The sequence below is a fragment of the Dactylosporangium sp. NBC_01737 genome (genome assembly GCF_035963215.1).
In the GTDB taxonomy this organism is placed as follows: domain Bacteria; phylum Actinomycetota; class Actinomycetes; order Mycobacteriales; family Micromonosporaceae; genus Dactylosporangium.
In genome coordinates this window covers 4,632,889-4,652,616 of sequence record NZ_CP109153.1, presented here as the reverse complement: position 1 = coordinate 4,652,616, position 19,728 = coordinate 4,632,889, and the positions used below count along the sequence as shown (strand labels likewise).

The following is a 19,728-nucleotide window of genomic DNA, read 5'->3' as shown; positions in this document are numbered from 1 at the left end:
CCTTCGCCTCCTGGCAACTAGCCGCGAACGGCCCGTCGCGCGTCGAGCCAACGTTGCAGGATCTCCACCGCGGCCACCTGGTCGATGACGGCGCGTTGACGCCTGCCTCGGACGCCACGTTCCGACAGCCTACGTGTTGCCGCCGCGGTGGACATCCTCTCGTCCGTCAGCAGCACCGGCACGGGGTCCGCGAGCTCGGCCAGCCGGTCGGCATACTGCCTGATCAGGACGGCTGCGGGCCCTTCGTTGCCGGCCAGGTTGATTGGCAGGCCGACAACGATCTCCACCGCTTCGTGCTCCGCGACCAGTCGTAGGATTTCCGATATGTCCGAAGGGACCTTGTCACCCTCGGTGACCTGATCACGCGGCAGCGTGGCGACGGGACTGGCCAGGATCCCGTCGGGGTCGCAGATGGCGATCCCGACGCGGACACTGCCGACGTCGACCCCGATCCGCCGGCCCCGGGTCCACGGCTCAGTCCTCACGGGTAGCACCCTATGCGCACCGCGCACCCCGTAAACGCCCGCGGGTAGGTGAATCGACGAATTCACCTACCTACATGCGACGTGATCTACAGCGCTCGTTCGACGGCGGCGAGCAGGTTCGATGCCTCGGCCGCCGGGACGCCGCCGCCCTGGGCGAGGTCGGCGTTGCCGCCGCCACGGCCGGACAGGGCGCCCTTGACCAGGTCACCGGCGGACAGCCCGCGGCCCTTCGCGGCCGCGTTGAGCCCGACGACGAGCGAGGCCTTGCCGCCGGCGCGGGCGGTGACGGCGACGACCGCGGGCCGGTCCGCCGGGATCCGGCCGCGGATCTCCTGGACCAGGGTCCGGACCTCGTTGGCGGAGGTGCCCTCGGGTGCCTCGGTGCCGACGTACGCGACGCCGCGGATGTCCTTCGCGGCGTCGGCGAGGCCGCCGGCGCCGGCGAGGACCAGCTGGGTGCGCAGCTTCTCCAGCTCCCGCTCCGCGTCGCGCAGCTGCGCGACGGTCTGCTCGACCCGGTCGGCGACCTGGTCGCCCGGGACCCGGAACAGCTCGGCGAGGCGGGACACCAGGACGTGCTCGCGGGCCAGGTGACCGAACGCGTCCAGTCCGACGAGCGCCTCGACCCTTCGTACCCCGGAACCGATCGACGACTCGGACAGGATCTTCACCAGGCCCAGCTGGCTGGAGCGTTCGACGTGGGTGCCGCCGCACAGCTCACGGGCGTAGTCGCCGACCTCGACGACGCGGACCTCGTCGCCGTACTTCTCGCCGAACAGGGCCATGGCGCCGAGCTTGCGCGCCTCCTCCTGCGAGGTGATGAACGCGTGGACGAGCAGGTCACGCAGGAGCACCTCGTTGACCTGCTGCTCGACGTCGTGCAGGACGCTCTGCGGGACCGCGCCGGGGGTGTTGAAGTCGAAGCGGAGCCGGCCGGGCGCGTTGAGCGAACCCGCCTGGGTCGCGGACTCGCCGAGGAAGTTGCGCATCGTCTGGTGGATGAGGTGGGTCGCGGTGTGCGCCCGGGACACGGCCCGCCGGCGCGCGGTGTCGATCTCCGCGAACGCGGACTCGCCCGGGCGGATCTCGCCTTCGAGGACCTTGACCCGGTGCACGATCAGGCCGGGCAGCGGGGTCTGCACGTCGAGGACCTCGACCTTGCCGCCGCCGGTGGTGATGACGCCCAGGTCGGGCATCTGGCCGCCGCCCTCGGCATAGAACGGGGTCGCGTCCAGGACCAGGGACACCTCGTCGCCCTGGGTGGCTGCGGCGACACCGAGCAGCGAACGCACCGACGACTCGCGGGCGACCTCGCGGTACCCGGTGAACTCGACCGGCCCGCCCTGCTCGAGCGCGGCACGGAACTGCGACAGGTCGGCGTGGCCGGTCTTGCGGGCCTTCGCGTCGGCCTTCGCGCGGGTGCGCTGCTCCGCCATGAGCCGGCGGAAGCCGTCCTCGTCGACGGTGAGGCCCTGCTCGGCGGCGATCTCCAGGGTCAGGTCGATCGGGAAGCCGTACGTGTCGTGCAGCTGGAACGCCTTGTCCCCGGACAGCACGGACTTCGAAGCGGCGCGCGTCTCCGCCACGGCGGTGTCCAGGATCGTGGTGCCCGCCTTCAACGTCTGCAGGAACGCCTCCTCCTCGCCGTACGCGTAGGAGGAGATCCGGTCGAAGTCGGCGGCGACCTCCGGGTAGGAGGGCGCCATGCAGTCCCGGGCGATCGGCAGCAGGATCGGCAGCGCCGGCCCCTCGTGCCAGCCCAGCAGCCGGATCGAGCGGATCGCGCGGCGCAGGATGCGGCGCAGCACGTAGCCGCGGCCCTCGTTCGACGGCGTGACCCCGTCGGAGATCACCATCAGCGCCGTGCGGACGTGGTCGGCGATCACGCGCAGCCGCACGTCGTCGGGGTGCGACTCGCCGGCCACCTTCGACGTGGCCTGCCCGTAGCGCTTCCCGGTCATCTCGGCGGCCTTGGCGAGGACCGGGTTGACCTCGTCGATCTCGTACAGGTTGTCGACACCCTGCAGGATCGACGCGATGCGCTCCAGGCCCATGCCGGTGTCGATGTTCTTGTTCGGCAGCTCACCGACGATGTCGAAGTCCTCCTTCGACCGCACGTTGGTGATCTCGTACTGCATGAAGACCAGGTTCCAGAACTCCAGGTACCGGTCCTCGTCGACCTCCGGGCCGCCCTCCTTGCCGTAGGCGGGGCCGCGGTCGTAGTACAGCTCGGAGCACGGGCCGGCGGGGCCGGGGATGCCCATCGACCAGAAGTTGTCCTTCTTGCCGCGGCGCACGATCCGCTCGGCGGGCAGGCCGGTCTTCTTCCACAGCTCGATCGCCTCGTCGTCGTCGAGGTAGACCGTCGCCCAGATCCGCTCCGGGTCCAGGCCGAAGCCGCCCTTGTCGACCGGGTTCGTCGACAGCTCCCAGGCGAGCTTGATCGCGCCTTCCTTGAAGTAGTCGCCGAAGGAGAAGTTGCCGTTCATCTGGAAGAACGTGCCGTGCCGGGACGTCTTGCCGACCTCGTCGATGTCGGGGGTGCGGATGCACTTCTGCACCGACGCGGCCCGCGGATACGGCGGGGTGCGCTGGCCGAGGAAGAACGGCACGAACTGCACCATGCCCGCGTTGATGAACAACAGGTTCGGGTCGGCGATCGCCGGCAGCGGCGCGCTCGGCACGACCGTGTGCCCCGCGGCCTCGAAATGGGCGAGGAAACGACGCTTGATCTCCGCGGTCTTCATCGGTGCTGCCGGCCTTCCGGGTAAAGGTCTTCGTCCAGGGTCGAACCATCGGTGAACGCGGCGTTGATCTCGGCCTCACGCTCCGCCATGCCGTCGCGGACGTCGTCGACGAACCCGCGGATCGACCCGGCGAGCCCCGCGGCCGAGTCACGCGCCTGCGCGGCGATGCCCTGCGGCGTGAACGCCTGCGCCTTCTTCGTCACCGCGCGGACCACCAAGGCCCCGACGGCAAGTCCGATCCCGAGCCACAGCAACCGCCGCATGGCTCAACCTCTCTGTTCTCGTTTTGGATGGTGTACGTGCAGCGCCCGGCCCTGTCAGGCCCGCTTGCGCCGCGACTGCTTGATCTGCTCGCGCACCTCGGCCTCGTCGGCGGCGGCGCGGCGGTTGGCGGCGGCCTTGCGCACGCCGTAGCCGAACGCGGCGACCTTCACGAGCGGGTTCGCGGCGGCCGCGCTGACCACTGTGGACAGGTTGGCGACGTTGGCGCTCACGTGCGACACGTTCTCGGTGATCGTGTCGATGCGGGCCAGCTGCATGTTGACCCCGTCAAGTGTGGTGTGCACCTGGTTGAGGGCCACGTTGACATTGTCGATCGTGGTGTTGACCCGCTCCAGCATCGGGGTCGTCTGGTCCGCCATGTCGCGCAACGCACCGGTGGCCGCGTCGATCGTGTGCCGGACCCTCAGGATCGGCACGGCGAGCACGAGCACGAGCACGAAAAACCCACCCGACGCCACCAGCGCCGCGATACCGCCCACGGACACGGACACGCCCGACCTCCTTCACCCGCGTGGATGTGCTCATCCAACGCAGGAACCCTACCCTCCGTGATGTAGCGGCGCTTCTCGACCGGCCGGTATCGTGCTCAGCCGCCGCCCTGCTCCCCACCAGGGCCGTAGCTGATCCGGTTGAAGACTTTGATCGTGGCCACTGCGAGGGGACAGATCGCGGTCGGTGCCGGACCGGGACTGTCCTGCTCCGACGGCTGCGGACCCGGCTCCTGCGTCGTCGTCGGGCTGGCCGGAGCCTTCGCCGTCGGCTTGCCCGGCGACGCCGGTGGCTGCGACGGGTTCACCGTCGGCCGGGCGTTCTTCACGTCGCAGACGGCGGCGCGTACCCACAGGTCCAGCACGTACTCGTCGCGCTGCCAGCAGGTCTCGATGCCGTCGACGCCCTCCGCCTGGCAGTCGGGGATGTCCCACTCGACCCAGCCGGCGTCCTTGAGCTTGCCCACGAACGCGCGGTTGGTCTCCTCCGGCCCGCGCGCCGACTCCCACGTGCGCTGCCGGGACCGGCATTCCCGGATGCACCACCGGCTGCCCAGCGCCCCGTCGGTCGGGTTGCGCGCCGCCCACTCGGGCAGGTTGAGGTTGTCGAGCTCCACGAACACCGGGTCCCGCGTGAACTCGCGGATCACGAAGAACGCCGCGGGCGCGCTGACGACCGCGAGCACCACGAAGATGATCGTGGCGAGCCGCAGCTGCCGGACCCGTTTCGCCTGCGCGAGCTGCAGCAGCCCGAACGGCGCGATCTGCGTCGTGGACTCCCAGTCGAACGCGCCCGGGGTGGTGGCCGTCCCCCGGTACGTGGTCGCCGGGTTCGGGTCGAACCGTGCCAGGTCAACGAACGGCTTCGGTGGCGCCTCGCCGGGCTGCCGGACCACGCCGTATGGCGACGGCCGCCCACCGGGGCCGCCCTGCGGTCCGCCGTGGGGGCCGCGCTGCTGCGGCCCGCCGCGCGGCGCACCCTGCGGCGGGCCACCGCGCCCCGGACCACCGCCGTGCGGCCCGCCTTGTGGCCCGCCCTGGGGTCCTCCTTGTGGCCCGCCTTGGGGGGCGCTTTGCGGCCCGCCTGGCGTCCTGCTTTGTGGCCCGCTCTGGGGCCCGCTTTGTGGCCCGCTCTGGGGCCCGCCGCGCTGGCCGCCGGTGCTGTGCGGGCCGATGCTGTGGCCGCCGTCGATGCCGTGCGGGCCCATGCTCTGTGGGCCTTGGCCGCGGGCCGGGGATCGCCGTGCTGCGGGCCCTTCGGTCCGCCCGGTGCGGGGCCGGCCGCGGCCTGGACCGGGGCGCCACCGACCTGCGCGCGCCCGCGTCTGCCCGGTGCCCCGGCGGGACCCGGTTCCGCGGCGAAGCGGCCGGTCACTTCGGCACCGGACCCGCCACGGCGCTGCGGCGGTGCGGTGGTGTCGGCGGGGTACCGCCCGGCTGCGTCACCGGCTGCGGCCTCGAACGCCCTGCGCCCGCCGCTCTGCTCCAGGTCGGGTTCGCCACGACGCGGCTCGGGCACGGCCCGCCGCCCACGCGACGGCGACTCGTCATCGGCGCGCCGCTCGTCGACGGGCGCACGGTGCCCGCCCGCCGGCGCCTCCCGGGCCGGCGAGTCCCACGCCGACGGCGCACCACCGGTCCCGGCGCCGCTCCCCGACCGCGGACCAGGAACGACTCCCGCACCGGCACCGGGCACCCCACCGGGCACGGAGGTGCGCCCGGAGACGGACCCGGCCGGACGGCCCGTGGCGGGCGCTCCCCGGGGACGGCTGTGCGACCAGCGGCCGGCGCGACCCCGGGCACGGACGTGCGCCCGGCGGGTGCAGCACCGGCGCCCCTGCCCCGGGGCTCGGCGCCCAGGCCACGGTCGGCGGGCTCGCCACCAGAACCTCGGCCGGCGGGCTCGCCACCAAGACCTCGGCCGGTCGGCTCGCCACCAAGACCTCGGCCGGTCGGCTCGCCACCAGGGCCTCGGCCGGCGGGCTCGGCGAGACCTCGGCCGGCGGGCTCGCCACCGGGGACGGGCGTGCGACCAGCGGCGGGCGGGCCACCGGGGACGGGCGTGCGACCGGCGGCGGGCGGGCCACCGGGGACGGATGTGCGACCGGCGACCGGCGCGGCGCCGGCGGCCGGCGGGCGGCCGGGAGGGGCGGCACGGGTGGCTTCGTCGTCCCGGGCGGCACGGTGACCGCCGGGCACGGCGCGGCCGGCCGGCGGTGCGGCGCCCGCGGCGGGCACCGCACCGGTCGACGGCTCACGCCGCCCCACCGGGTCGGCCTGCGACTGCCACGGCTTCGGTTCGGGTGCGGCGCGGCGCCCGGCGGACTGGGACGTCTCAGGCTGCCACGGCGCGGCCTCCGGGGCGCCACCGCGGCCGCGGGCGGGCACGCCCCGGACGGCGACTCACGTTCGGCTTCACCACGACCGGCGGCACGACCGCCGGGCCATGCAGTGCTCGGCTCGGCGGCACGGCGCCCACCGGCGGGAGCTCCACCCGGCGGCGACTCACGCTCGGCCTCACCGCGACCGGCGGCACGGCCGCCTGGCCACGCGGTCGTCGGCTCGCCCGCACGGCGCCCGCCCGCAGGGACCCCACCGGACGGCGACTCACGGTCCGGCTCGCTCCTGCCGGCGGCGGGCCGGCCTGCCTGCCAGCCTCCGCTCGCCGGCGCCTCCCGCTCGGCCGGGCCACGACGCCCGGCGGCCGGAACCCCGCCCGACGGCAACTCCGCTTGACCCCGGCGCCCAGCAGCCGGAACCCCACCCGACGGCGACTCCGCCGCACCACGACGCCCAGCAGCCGGAACCCCACTCGACGGCGACTCCGCCGCACCACGACGCCCAGCAGCCGGAACCCCACTCGACGGCGACTCCGCTTGACCGCGGCGCCCAGCGGCCGGGATCCCGCCCGACGGGGACTCCGCCGGGCCACGGCGCCCAGCAGCCGGAACCCCGCCCGACGGGGACTCGCGCGGGACCTGCCAGGCCTGGGTCGGCTCGGCGGGGCGTGGCGGGTCGGCGCGGCGGCGCGGGTCGGCCGGCGGCTGGTCCAGCACGTCACGGTCGCCGGCGCGCGGAGTGGCCGGAGGCTGCTGGAGGGCGTCCTCGTCGCCTCGGGCGCTGCGGAGTTCGGCGAGCCAGCCGAGGTCCTCGTCGCTCGGGCCTTCTTCGGCCTTGCCGCGGCCGCGCCGCTTCTTGGCCTCGTCTCGACCCGATGTCACCGGTGCCGCTCCTCCACCATGCTGGTCACGCCGTCGGTCGCAGGTCCTGCTGCTGGCTCTGTGGTCCCCCGCACGATACGCCGCAGTTTCGGCAATCGTTCCGCCACAGCGCGCTCTGCGCCATGGCCCGTAGGGCGGTAGTACTCCCGGTCGTCGAGCCCTTCCGGGGCGTACCGTTGCGGCACAACACCTCGGGCGTCGTCGTGGGGATATTTGTACCCTTTGCCGTGGCCGAAGTCAGATGCGCCCTTGTAGTGGGAATCGCGTAAATGCGCGGGGACCGCACCGCCGTGTCCGGCGCGGACGTCGGCCATCGCGGCGCCGATCGCGACGACGACGGCGTTGGACTTCGGGGCGAGCGCCAGGTGGATCACCGCCTGCGCGAGGACGATCTGGACCTCGGGCAGCCCGACGTACTCGACGGCGTGCGCGGCGGCCGTGGCCGTCTGCAGCGCGGTCGGGTCGGCCATGCCGACGTCCTCGCTGGCGTGCACGACGAGGCGCCGGGCGATGAACCGGGCGTCCTCCCCCGCGACCAGCATCCGCGCCAGGTAGTGCAGGGCGGCGTCGACGTCGGAGCCCCGGATGCTCTTGATGAATGCGCTGACCACGTCGTAGTGCTCGTCGCCGTCGCGGTCGTAGCGCAGCGCGGCCACGTCGACGGCCTGCTCGGCGGTGGCCAGGTCGACCTCGGCGGCGCCCTGCGCGACGGCGGCACCGGCGGCCGCCTCCAACGCGGTGAGGGCCTTTCTCACGTCGCCGAACGCCAGCTGTACCAGATGCGCCTCGGCGTCCGCGGCGAGCGTGACCTGGCCGTCGAGCCCGCGCGGGTCGGTGACGGCGCGGCGGACGAGGGAGCGGACCGCGTCGTCGGTCAGCGGCTCCAGTTTCAGCAGGACGCACCGTGACAGCAGGGGCTTGATGACGGAGAAGAACGGGTTCTCTGTGGTCGCGGCGAGCAGCGTGACGGTGCGGTCCTCGACCGCGGCCAGCAGCGAGTCCTGCTGCGTCTTGCTGAAGCGGTGAACCTCGTCGATGAACAGCACGGTCGGCGGGCCGCCGCGGCGGCGTTCCTTGCGTGCGACATCGATGACCGAGCGGACGTCCTTGACCCCGGACGTCAGCGCGGACAGGGCGACGAACCGCCGGTCGGTGGCGCCGGCGACGAGGTGTGCGACGGTCGTCTTGCCGGAGCCGGGCGGCCCGTAGAGGATCACCGACATCGGGGCGTCACCGCCGACGAGCTGCCGCAGCGGCGCGCCGGGCACCAGGAGTTTCTCCTGGCCGACGAGCTCGTCCAGGGTCCGCGGGCGCATCCGCACCGCGAGGGGGGCGTCGCCGGCGACGTCGTCGAACCCACCGGTGTACGCGGGATCGCCGCCACCGGTGGGTTGCACCTCAAACAAGCCGTCCACGGCCCCAGACCCTACAGCTTCCGGCTCCCCGATCCTTGCGGGCCGCGGTTTCGCGGGGGGCTGCGCCACCCCACACCCCCATGCGAACGCTCCGCGTCCGCACTCAAGCGCTGTGTGCGCCGCGAAACAGATTCGCTAGATGTTACGAAGCGTGAGGCCCAGCAGCCCGACGGCGGCGGACGAGTCGAGGACGACCTTGCCAGGGCGGTGCAGGCCGCTCTCCGCGAGTGTGGACGCGGGCACCGCGGCGGGGTCCAGGCCGTGCCGGGTGGCGACGCGGACGCCGATCTCATAGCGGGACAGCGCCTCTGGCCCGGCGACGTTGAGCACGCCGGCGTAGTCGGTCGCGGCCACCGCGACCAGGGCCGCGGCCAGGTCGTCGACGGCGATCGGGCAGCGGATCTCGTCGGTGAACAGCGCCCCGGACGCGGCGCCCTTCGCCAGGTCGAGGCAGGTCTGCTCGTGCCGGGACAGCGGCCCGCGGCCGCCGGAGACGATCAGCGAGGTCCGGACCAGGGCGGCGCCCGGGTCGACGGCGGCGACGGCCTCCTCGGCGGCGGCCTTCGCGGCGCCGTACTCGAACACCGGCGACGGCACGTCCGCCTCCGTGTACGGTGCGTCACGACCGGCGAAGATCGCGTCGGAGGAGACGTGGACGAGCCTGGCGCCGACGGAACGGGCCGCGACCGCGACGTTGGCGGCGCCGGCCGCGACCACCGGCCAGAGATCCTCGGGGGATCCGCCCTTGTTGCCGAGGGTGGTGGCCGTGTGCACGACCGTCGCCGGGCGTACCACCGCGAACAACGCCGACAGGGCGCCCAGGTCCCTGATGTCCACCCTCGGCGCGGGGACGGCCCCGCTGAGGGCGGCGACGGCGCCTCCGAGATACCCGGAGGCGCCGGTCACGAGCACCGTCAAGCCTTGACCTCTGCCGTCTTGGGCTTCGCGTCCACGCCCGCCTCGGTGCGCTGCTGCGCGGTGATCGGGGTCGGCGCGCCGGTCAGCGGGTCAAAGCCGCCGCCGGTCTTCGGGAACGCGATCACCTCGCGGATCGAGTCGGCGCCGGCGAGGAGCATGCAGATGCGGTCCCAGCCGAAGGCGATGCCGGCGTGCGGCGGCGGGCCGTACTTGAACGCCTCGAGCAGGAAGCCGAACTTGTCCGCGGCGTCCTCGGCGCCGATGCCGAGGATGTCGAAGACGCGCCGCTGCACGTCGCCGCGGTGGATACGGACCGAGCCGCCGCCGATCTCGTTGCCGTTACAGACGATGTCGTACGCGTACGCCAGGGCCTCGCCCGGTGACTCCTCGAACCGGTCGATCCACTCGCGGTTGGGCGAGGTGAACGGGTGGTGCACGGCCGTCCAGCCCTTCGCGCCGCCGCCGGTGCCACCGGCCTCGGGGTCGGTCGGCTCGAACATGGGCGCGTCCACGACCCAGCAGAACGACCACGCCGACTCGTCGACGAGCTTGGCCCGCTTCGCGATCTCGATGCGGGCCGCGCCGAGCAGCTCCTGCGCCTCGCGGCGCTCGGTGGAGGCGGCGAAGAACACCGCGTCGCCGGGCTTCGCCCCGACGGCGTCGGCGAGGCCGCCGAGGTGCTCCGCGGACAGGTTCTTGGCCACCGGGCCCTTCGGCTCGCCGGTCTCGGCGTCCAGGACCACGTAGGCGAGGCCGCGGGCGCCGCGGGCCTTCGCCCAGTCCTGCCAGCCGTCGAGCTCCTTGCGGGTCTGCGCGGCGCCGCCGGGCATGACGACCGCGCCGACGTAGCCGCCGGCGTCGATCGCGCCGGTGAACACCCGGAACTCGGTGCCGCGCAGGTAGTCCGTCAGCTCGGTCAGCTCGACGGAGTAGCGCAGGTCGGGCTTGTCCGAGCCGTACCGCGCGAGGGCGTCGTGCCAGGTCAGCTTCGGGATGTCGGCGGTGATCTCGTGCCCGGCGAGGTCGGACCACAGGGCCTTCACGATCGACTCGCCGAGCTCGATGATGTCGTCCTGGGTCACGAACGACATCTCGATGTCCAGCTGCGTGAACTCCGGCTGCCGGTCGGCGCGGAAGCCTTCGTCGCGGTAGCAGCGAGCGATCTGGTAGTACCGCTCCAGGCCGCCGACCATGAGCAGCTGCTTGAACAGCTGCGGCGACTGCGGCAGCGCGTACCAGGTGCCGGGCTGCAGACGGACGGGGACCAGGAAGTCGCGGGCGCCCTCGGGCGTGGACCGGGTCAGCGTCGGCGTCTCGACCTCGACGAAGTCGCGGTCGGCGAGGAGGTTGCGGGCGATCTGGTTGGCCCGGGAGCGCAGCTTCATCGCCTTGTGCGGGCCGGAGCGGCGCAGGTCGAGGTAGCGGTACCGGTAGCGCACGTCGTCGCTGGCGGCGTCGCCGTCGTCGACGGGCAGCGGCAGCGGCGCGGCCTCGGACAGCACCTCCAGGGCGGTGGCGACGACCTCGACCGCGCCGGTGGGCAGGTCGGGGTTCTCGTTGCCGGCCGGCCGGGCGCGCACCTCGCCGGTGACGAGGACGCAGTACTCGTTGCGCAGCGCGTGCGCGACCTGCATGTCCTCGCGGAACACGACCTGGACCACGCCGGAGGCATCCCGGAGATCCACGAAGATCACGCCGCCATGGTCGCGCCGGCGGGCCACCCAGCCGGCGAGCGTCACGGTCGTGCCGGCGTCGCCGGCCCGCAGGGCGCCGGACTGATGGGATCGGATCACGGGATGTCTCTCTCCTTCGGGCGTGGGCAGGTCGTGGTCATTCTGTCATCGCAGGGTCGGGGCCATGTCCTCGGCGGGGGGTGCCCACCCTTCGGCGTCGACCTGCGCCCCGCTTCTGATGTCCTTCACCTGGTCCGGATTGTCCCCGTTGGCCGGGAACCAGACAAATGGGATGCCGCGTCGCTCCGCGTGGCGGATCTGCTTGCCGAGTTTCGCCGGTACGGGGGCGACCTCCGTGGCGATGCCCCTGGCGCGCAGCGCGGCGGCGATCCGGTTGCTGGCGGCGCGCTCCTCCTCGCTCCACAGCGCGACGAGGACGGCGGTCGGCACGGGCCGGGACACGCTGAGCGCGTCGGCCTTGAACAGCAGGCCGAGCAGCCGGGACACGCCGATGGAGATGCCGACGCCGGGAAAGACGTCGCGGCCGGCGCTGGCGAGGTTGTCGTACCGCCCGCCGGAGCAGATCGAGCCGAACCGCTCGAAACCGGCGAGCTCGGTCTCGTAGACGGTGCCGGTGTAGTAGTCCAGGCCGCGGGCGATCTTCAGGGTCGCCTGGACGAGGCCGGGGCTGTGCTCGCGGGCGGTCTCCACGACCGCGGCGAGCTCGGCGACACCCTCGTCGAGCAGCGGGTGCTCGACGCCGAGCTTGCGAACCTCGTCGGCGAAAGACGGGTCCTGCGCGGTGATCTCGGCGAGCGCGAGACACGCCTTGGCCTGCGCCTCGGTGTGTTTCTGCTCGATTTCGGCCTTCACTGCATTTGGACCGATTTTGTCCAATTTGTCGACTATTCTCAGAATTTCTTCGGGGTCCTCGATGCCGAGCCCCCGGTAGAACCCCTCGCACAGCTTGCGGTTGTTGACCAGGATCTTGACCGGCGGGATCGGCAGCGACCGCAGTGCGTCGCCGATGACCAGCGGGATCTCGGCCTCGTAGTGTGGGGGGAGATTGTCGCGGTCGACGATGTCGATGTCGGCCTGCAGGAACTCGCGGTAGCGCCCCTCCTGCGGCCGTTCCCCGCGCCACACCTTCTGGATCTGGTACCGCCGGAACGGGAACTGCAACTTTCCGGCATTCTCAAGGACATAACGCGCGAACGGAACGGTCAGGTCGAAGTGCAGCCCGAGGCTCTGCTCGTCGTCGCTGTCGCCCGCCTGGAGGCGGCGCAGCGTGTAGACCTCCTTGGAGGTCTCCCCCTTGCGCAGCAGCTGGTCGAGGGGCTCGACCGCGCGCGTCTCCAGGGGCGAGAAGCCGTACAGCTCGAACGTGCGGCGCAGCCGGTCCAGGACCTGCTGCTCGGCGAGGCGCTGCTCAGGGAGCCACTCCGGAAACCCGGACAGCGGCGTGGGACGGGTCATCGCTTCCTACCAACCTCTGGTCGGGGACTGGGTGGCCTCACGCAGATACGGGTTGCGGGCGCGCTCGCGGCCGATGGTGGTCTGCGGCCCGTGGCCGGGCAGCACCACCAGGTCGTCGGGCAGCGTGAGCACCTTGTCCCGCAGGCTCGCCATCATCTGCGTCATGCTGCCGCCGGGCAGGTCGGTGCGTCCGATGGAGTCCTTGAACAGCACGTCACCGGTGAAGCAGACCGCCTCGGCACCGTCGCTGCGGAACATGACCGACCCGCGGGTGTGGCCCGGCGCGTGGTCGACGGTCAGCTCCAGCCCGGCTATCTTGAGGATCAGCCCGTCATGCAGCGGGGCCACGTCCTCGGGCTCCGCCCAGGTGAACCTGCCGCCGAACAACGACGTGAGGTCGGCACTGAGGCCCTTGGTCGGGTCGGCGAGCATCTCGCCGTCGTCCGGGTGGATGTATGCGGTGATGCCCCGGGCGCCGCAGACCGGCGTGACGGAGAACGTGTGGTCCACATGGCCGTGGGTGAGCAGGACGGCGGCGGGCTGGAGGCGGTGCTCAGCGAGCACGGCGTCGAGCCGGTCGACGACCCCGATCCCGGGGTCGATGACGACGCACTGCTCGCCGGGCGCGGGCGCGACCACGTAGCAGTTGGTCCCGAACGCCTCGGCGGGAAAGCCGGCGACGAGCAAGGCGGCGCTCCTCCCTGTCTATTTCCGCGCGACAACCCCTCAGACCCTATCCGGAGGTCAGGCACAGCGAACCGTGACCGGGCGGCGACCACCATTCCGGTTTCTACCCGTACACTCTGGCGGGCGTGTGACATGGCACCCAAACGTATTTTCCTGGAGGGGAGCACCGGTGGCTTCCAGTAAGAGCCGGCAACGCGCCTTGGCGCGGGCGAAGACCGAGCGGCAGATCGCCCGTCGGGCGGCAGCTGCGAGGCGTCGTCGGCAATGGCAGGCCGGCATCGGCGGGGCGGTGGCACTGACTCTGCTGGTCCTGGCCGTGATCTGGAAAACCGGGGGCTTCGACCCCGAGAAGATTCCGGCGGCGCAATGTTCGTGGACGTCCATCGATGCCGCCGACGGCGTCAAGGATGTCGGCAAACCGCGGACCAATGACGTCGTCACCAACGGTGTGAAGACCATGTCCGTCGCGCTCACCCAGGGCACCGTGACCGTCAAGCTCGACCCGAGCAAGGCGAAGTGCACGGTGGAGAGTTTCACGTACCTGGCGGGCAAGAAGTTCTTCGACGACACGAAGTGCCACCGGATGCTCAACGCCTCGCTGCTGCAGTGCGGCGACCCGTCCGGCACCGGCAGCGGCGGCCCCGCGTACCGCTTCCCGGACGAGAACAACCCGCCGGCCGCCGCGCCGTCGACCGACCCCTCGGCCGACCCCAGCGCCGCCGCCGACACCAACGTGCTCTACCCGGCCGGCACCGTCGCGATGGCCAACTCCGGCGTCGACACCAACGGCAGCCAGTTCTTCCTGGTCTTCAAGGACATCAAGCTCCCGCCGAACTACACCGTCTTCGGCACGATCGTCGGCGGCATGGACGTCCTGACCAAGATCGGCGCGGACGGCACGAAGCCGGGCGCCGACGGCACGGCACCGGCCGACGGCGAGCCGAAGACCGAGGTCAAGATCACCTCGCTGACGGTCACCGACGTCGCGCCGCAGGAGGACCCGACGCCTGCCCCGTCCGCGTCCGTGTCGGCGCCCGCCGCGTCGAGCTCCGCGAGCCCGTCGGCCAGCGCCTCCAGCAAGTCGTAACTCCACCCAATCCCTGCTGAGCAAGGAGTACCAACCGTGACCTCCAACCGGGACCGCCAGCGCGCCGCAGCGCGTGCGCGGCTGGAGCGGGAGATGGCCGACCGCGCAGAGCGCTCAGCCAGCCGACGGCGCAGGAACACGACGATCGCCGCGACGGCCGGTGGGTTGGTGGTCCTGCTCGGTGTGGCGTGGCTGGTGGTCGTGCTGACCAAGGGCGACGACAAGAAGGACAACGAGGCCTCCGCCGCCGCGTCCGCGTCCGCGACCCCGACCAACTGCACCTGGCTGCCGCTGGTCGACCCGTCGGCGTCGCCCGCGCCGGAGATCCCCAAGGAGGTGAAGGACGTCGGCACCCCACCGGCGTCCGGCGAGCCCCGCACCGGCTCCCAGACCATGACGATGGACACCAGCGTCGGCACGATCAAGATCAAGGTGGACACCGCCAACGCCCCGTGCGCGGCGGCCAGCTTCACGTACCTGGCCAGCAAGAAGTTCTTCGACGACTCGAAGTGCCACCGCCTGGTGACCCAGAGCATCTACGTCCTGCAGTGCGGCGACCCGTCCGGCACCAGCCTCGGCGGCCCGACGTACCGCTACGCCGAGGAGAACCTGCCGACCGGCCGCCGCCCCGCGTACACCGAGGGCATGGTCGCGATCGCGAAGACGCAGAACCCCGCCAGCAGCGGCAGCCAGTTCTTCATCGTCTACAAGGACATCGAGTCCCTGTCGGCCGACTACACGGTCCTCGGCCGCGTCACCGAGGGCCTCGACCTGATCAAGAAGGTCGCCGAGGCCGGCACCGTCCCGGACCCCGCCGCCTCCGGCGACCCCGCCGCAGCCGCCTCCGGCGACGGCGCCCCGAAGACCGAAGTGAAGATCAAGACCCTCACGATGAGCCCCGCCAGCTGACGCTCCACACCACCGGAAGGGCCGCCGCTCCCCTCGAGCCGCGGCCCTTCCGCATTCCCGGCCAGCGTGGCATCCGCCCCTCCGGCACGCTGAGACCTGCCCGACCCGCACCGTTCGTCCCCGCCCGAACCTGCGACCTTCCGTGATCGACGGCAGCTTCCGGCCACCGGGACAGCCACCCAGCGACTTCGATCAAGCCACCCCGGCGCGTGCCACCTCGGAGCGTGCCGACTCGGCGCGTGCCACCCCGGCGCGTGCCACCTCGGAGCGTGCCGACTCGGCGCGTGCCACCCCGGTGCGTGCCACCTCGGAGCGTGCCGACTCGGAGCGTGCCGACTCGGAGCGTGGACAACCGTCGAGTGCCGAACGGCGAACAAACCGGCGCACTCACAGCACGACCCGCATCGAGCGCGACCCGCCACCTGGCGTGGCCCCATCGCAGCGGAGAACGGCGCATCGGCACGCAGGACCGCGCCGACATTCGAACACCTCGGCCGCCCTCCCCGCCGAACCCCATCCGCTGTGATCAATGGCGAGATCTGGCCACCTGGACAGCCGCCCGGCGACTTCGATCAAGCCACCGCGGACGACGGGCGACCGGCAAATGCCGAAAGGCGAACAAAACCGACGCACCCACAGCACGGCACGCAACAAGCGCGGCCCGCCACCCGGAGCGACCTGCCGCCCAGCGTGGCCATGCCGCGGCGGAGAATGGCGCATCGGCACGCAGGACCGCGCCGACATTCGGACACCTCCCACACTTCCGGAACCGCCCGCCCCACGGCTTTCCTCCCCGCCGAATCCCCATCCGCCGTGATCAACGGCGAGATCTGGCCACCCGTACAGCCACCCAACGACTTCGATCAAGCCACTTCGGAGATTGGGCGACAGTAGACGCCGAAAGGCGAACAAAACCGGTGCGCCCACAGCACGGCCCGCAACAAGCGCGGCCCGCCACCAGGAGCGACCTGCCGCCCAGCGTGGCCACGTCGCAGCGGAGAATGGCGCATCGGCACGCAGGACCGCGCCGACATTCGGACACCTCCCACACGTCCGGAACCGCCCACCTCACGGCTTCCTCACCGCCGAACCCCGACCCGCCGTGATCAACGGCGAGATCTGGCCACCCGGACAGCCACCCAACGACTTCGATCAAGCCACCGCGGACGACGGGTGACCGGCGAATACCGAAAGGCGAACAAACCGATGCATTCACGGCACGGCCCGCATCAAGCGCGGCCCGCCACCCGGCGCCCCTGTCCACACCGCGGCACGGCCGCGCGACCTGCTGCCTGACGCGACCTGCCATCTGATGTGGCCCCACCGCAGCGGAGACCGGCGCATCGGCACGCAGGACCGCAGCGACATTCGGACACCTCACATACGTCCGGAACCGCCCGCCTCACGGCTTTCCTCCCCCGCCGACTCCCCATCCGCCGTGATCAACGGCGAGATCTGGCCACCCGGGACAGCCGCCCGGCGACTTCGATCAAGCCACCGCGTACGACGGGCGACCGGCGAATGCCGTAAGGCGGACAAAACCGGCGAACTCACAGCACGGCACGCATCAAAGCGCGGCTCGGGCCAACGCTGCTCGGGCCGACGCTGCGACGCGGAGCGCCGTGCCGGAGCGGGGTGCGAAGGAAGGCGGCAGGGGTGGGCGGTCAGGCGCCGGAGGTGACGCGGTAGGCGTCGTAGACGCCGTCGATGCGGCGGACCGCGGCGAGGAGGTGGTTGAGGTGCTTCGGGTCGGCCATCTCGAAGCTGAACCTGCTGATCGCCACCCTGTCGCGGGTCGTCGTGACCGTCGCGGAGAGGATGTTGACCTTCTCCTCGGACAGGACGCGGGTGACGTCGGCGAGGAGCTTGTGGCGGTCGAGGGCCTCGACCTGGATGGCGACGAGGAACGTGGAGGCGCTGGTGGGCTTCCAGTTGACCTCGAGGACGCGCTCCGGCTGCTCCTTGAGGTCGCCCGCGTTGGCGCAGTCGTCGCGGTGGACGCTGACGCCGCCGGAGCGGGTGACGAAGCCGAAGACGGCGTCGCCGGGGACCGGGGTGCAGCAGCGGGCGAGCTTGATCCAGACGTCGTCGACGCCGAGGACCTCGACGCCGGGGTCGGAGGCGGCGGTGCGGGTGCGGGAGGGGCGGGTGGGGATGGCGGTCTCGGCGATGTCCTCGACGGCGCCCTCCTCACCGCCGTAGCCGGCGACGAGGCGCTGCACGATCGACTGGGCGGAGGCCTGGCCGTCGCCGACCGCGGCGTAGAGGGCCGCGACGTCGGCGAGGTGCAGCTCGCGGGCGATCGTCATGAGGGACTCGGAGGTCAGCAGGCGCTGCAGTGGCAGGCCCTGCTTGCGCATGGCCTTGACGATCGCCTCCTTGCCGGCCTCGATCGCCTCCTCGCGGCGCTCCTTGTTGAAGTACTGCCGGATCTTGGTGCGGGCGCGGGGGCTCTTGACGAAGCCGAGCCAGTCCTGGGTCGGGCCGGCGGTCTCCGACTTGGAGGTGAAGATCTCGATGACGTCGCCGTTGGACAGCGTGCTCTCGAGGGGGACGAGCTTGCCGTTGACCCGGGCGCCGATGCACTTGTGGCCGACCTCGGTGTGCACGGCGTAGGCGAAGTCGACCGGGGTGGAGCCGGTGGTCAGCGCGATCACGTCGCCCTTGGGCGTGAAGACGTAGACCTCCTGGCTGGACAGGTCGAAGCGCAGCGCGTCGAGGAACTCCGACGGGTCGCTGGCCTCCCGCTGCCAGTCCAGCAGCTGCCGCAGCCACGTCATCTCGTCGATGTGGGCGGGCGGGCCGGCGATCGTGGCGTTCTTGGACTCCTTGTAGCGCCAGTGCGCGGCGATGCCGTATTCCGCGGTGCGGTGCATGGCGTAGCTGCGGATCTGCAGCTCGACCGGCTTGCCGGTGGGGCCGATCACGGTGGTGTGCAGCGACTGGTACATGTTGAACTTCGGCATCGCGATGTAGTCCTTGAACCGGCCCGGGACGGGCTGCCAGTTCGCGTGGATGACACCGAGTGCGGCGTAGCAGTCGCGGACCGTGTCGACCAGGATCCGCACGCCGACCAGGTCGTAGATGTCGCCGAAGTCGCGGCCCCGGACGATCATCTTCTGGTAGACGGAGTAGAGGTGCTTCGGCCGGCCGGTCACCTCAGACTTGATCTTTGCCGACTTGAGGTCGGTGGCGACCTTCTGGGTCACGGTGCGCAGCAGCGAGTCCCGCTGCGGGGTGTGCTCGGCGATCAGCCGGCTGATCTCGTCGAACCGCTTCGGGAACAGCGTGCGGAACGCCAGGTCCTCCAGCTCCCACTTGATCGTGTTCATGCCGAGGCGGTGCGCGAGCGGCGCCAGGATCTCCAGGGTCTCCTTGGCCTTCTGCTCCTGCTTGGGGCGGGGCAGGAAGGTCAGGGTCCGCATGTTGTGCAGCCGGTCGGCGAGCTTGATGACCAGGACCCGCGGGTCCTTGGCCATCGCGACGACCATCTTGCGGATCGTCTCGGCCTTCGCGGCGTCGCCGAGCTTCACCTTGTCGAGCTTGGTGACGCCGTCGACGAGGAGCGTGACCTCGCCGCCGAAGTCGACCTGGATCCGCTCGATGGTGTATTCGGTGTCCTCGATCGTGTCGTGCAGCAGCGCCGCGACCAGGGTCGTGGTGTCCATGCCGAGGTCGGCGAGGATCGTGGCGACCGCGAGGGGGTGCGTGATGTAGGGGTCGCCGGACTTGCGGTACTGCCCCTTGTGGAAGTGCTCGGCCATGTCATACGCCCGCTGCAGCAGCCGCACGTCGGCCTTCGGGTGGCTGGCCTTGTGCTGCGCGATCAGCGGCTCGAGGACCTCGCTGACCGACGGGCTCTGCCACGGCGCGTTGAACCGGGCCAGGCGCGCGCGGACCCTGCGGCCCGTGGGCGCGGCGCCGACCAGGCCCAGCGCGGTGCCGGCCATCGAGTTGGCGGCCTCGGTCAGGTCCTCGGTGTCCTCGCCGAGGTCGTCTGCGACACGGCGCACCGGCGCGGGCGTCGGTGCCGGCGCGGGCGTGGGTGCGGCGGTCGGCGTCGCGGATGCCCCGGCGTAGCCGGGGTCCGTCGAGCGCCGGTTGTGCACCACGCCGCCGTCGGGAGTCGGGAACTGCAGCACCACACCGCCGGCCTCGGCCGTCTCCGGCTCGCCGCCCTGCGGTGCCTGTTGCTGGTCGTCCTGCACGTGGACCGCCTCCGGTGTCGACGCAGCGCCCATCCGCTTGACCGTACCCCCCTTCGGGGATGCGATGTCGCCGGTCACCGGCCACTCCTCATCGCCGTCAACGTATGAACCGCAAGCGTACCCGCCCCCACC

Annotated in this window: 13 protein-coding genes; 2 read left to right on the top strand and 11 right to left on the bottom strand. The window is 71.9% G+C overall.

The features are described from left to right. Positions 1-17 precede the first annotated feature (17 nt). The 10 genes from ruvX to OHA72_RS21125 form a co-directional block, all read right to left on the bottom strand. The gene (ruvX, locus tag OHA72_RS21170; RefSeq protein ID WP_327009524.1) at positions 18-485 is read right to left on the bottom strand and encodes a Holliday junction resolvase RuvX; all 468 of its coding nucleotides are present in this window, start codon (positions 483-485) and stop codon (positions 18-20) included. A gap of 86 nt (positions 486-571) precedes the next feature. Then, entirely contained in the window at positions 572-3,232 is a 2,661-nt protein-coding gene (gene alaS, locus OHA72_RS21165) for an alanine--tRNA ligase (RefSeq protein ID WP_327009523.1), read from the bottom strand. Further along, complete coding sequence (locus tag OHA72_RS21160) at positions 3,229-3,495, bottom strand: hypothetical protein (protein WP_327009522.1); 267 nt, start codon at positions 3,493-3,495, stop codon at positions 3,229-3,231. The genes alaS and OHA72_RS21160 overlap by 4 nt, the downstream gene beginning before the upstream one ends. Before the next feature lie 54 nt (positions 3,496-3,549). Further along, a complete protein-coding gene (locus OHA72_RS21155) occupies positions 3,550-3,999 on the bottom strand; it encodes a DUF948 domain-containing protein (RefSeq protein WP_327011626.1) in 450 nt (149 codons plus the stop codon). A 101-nt stretch (positions 4,000-4,100) separates the two neighbouring features. Next, positions 4,101-4,898 (bottom strand): hypothetical protein, encoded by a 798-nt coding sequence (locus tag OHA72_RS21150; protein ID WP_327009521.1) that lies wholly within the window; start codon positions 4,896-4,898, stop codon positions 4,101-4,103. A 2,321-nt stretch (positions 4,899-7,219) separates the two neighbouring features. Further along, positions 7,220-8,638: a replication-associated recombination protein A gene (locus OHA72_RS21145; protein ID WP_442788633.1), complete on the bottom strand. Its 1,419-nt coding sequence runs from the start codon at positions 8,636-8,638 to the stop codon at positions 7,220-7,222. 135 nt (positions 8,639-8,773) lie between these two features. Further along, positions 8,774-9,550: a sugar nucleotide-binding protein gene (locus OHA72_RS21140; RefSeq protein WP_327011624.1), complete on the bottom strand. Its 777-nt coding sequence runs from the start codon at positions 9,548-9,550 to the stop codon at positions 8,774-8,776. A 2-nt stretch (positions 9,551-9,552) separates the two neighbouring features. Beyond that, positions 9,553-11,349, bottom strand: coding sequence for an aspartate--tRNA ligase (gene aspS, locus OHA72_RS21135; protein WP_327009520.1), 1,797 nt, complete (start codon positions 11,347-11,349; stop codon positions 9,553-9,555). Positions 11,350-11,394: 45 nt separating this feature from the next. Continuing rightward, a complete protein-coding gene (gene hisS / locus OHA72_RS21130) occupies positions 11,395-12,705 on the bottom strand; it encodes a histidine--tRNA ligase (RefSeq protein ID WP_327009519.1) in 1,311 nt (436 codons plus the stop codon). Between the two features lie 6 nt (positions 12,706-12,711). Further along, entirely contained in the window at positions 12,712-13,392 is a 681-nt protein-coding gene (locus tag OHA72_RS21125) for an MBL fold metallo-hydrolase (protein WP_327009518.1), read from the bottom strand. 169 nt (positions 13,393-13,561) lie between these two features. Between OHA72_RS21125 and OHA72_RS21120 the strand changes: the two genes are divergently transcribed. Together OHA72_RS21120 and OHA72_RS21115 are read left to right on the top strand one after the other, a co-directional pair. Continuing rightward, on the top strand, positions 13,562-14,479 hold the full coding sequence (locus OHA72_RS21120; protein ID WP_327009517.1) for a peptidylprolyl isomerase: 918 nt from the start codon (positions 13,562-13,564) through the stop codon (positions 14,477-14,479). A 36-nt stretch (positions 14,480-14,515) separates the two neighbouring features. Then, positions 14,516-15,388, top strand: a complete 873-nt coding sequence (locus OHA72_RS21115; protein ID WP_327009516.1) for a peptidylprolyl isomerase — start codon at positions 14,516-14,518, stop codon at positions 15,386-15,388. Positions 15,389-17,052: 1,664 nt separating this feature from the next. Here the strand turns inward: OHA72_RS21115 and OHA72_RS21110 are convergent. Continuing rightward, on the bottom strand, positions 17,053-19,629 hold the full coding sequence (locus tag OHA72_RS21110) for a RelA/SpoT family protein (RefSeq protein ID WP_327009515.1): 2,577 nt from the start codon (positions 19,627-19,629) through the stop codon (positions 17,053-17,055). Positions 19,630-19,728: the final 99 nt, after the last annotated feature.

What these genes read in the sequence shown, in the direction of transcription:
- OHA72_RS21160 (WP_327009522.1), bottom strand. Translation starts at nt 3,495, where the DNA reads ATGCGGCGGTTGCTGTGGCTCGGGATCGGACTTGCCGTCGGGGCCTTG.
- hisS (WP_327009519.1), bottom strand. Translation starts at nt 12,705, where the DNA reads ATGACCCGTCCCACGCCGCTGTCCGGGTTTCCGGAGTGGCTCCCTGAG.
- OHA72_RS21110 (WP_327009515.1), bottom strand. Translation starts at nt 19,629, where the DNA reads ATGGGCGCTGCGTCGACACCGGAGGCGGTCCACGTGCAGGACGACCAG.
- alaS (WP_327009523.1), bottom strand. Translation starts at nt 3,232, where the DNA reads ATGAAGACCGCGGAGATCAAGCGTCGTTTCCTCGCCCATTTCGAGGCC.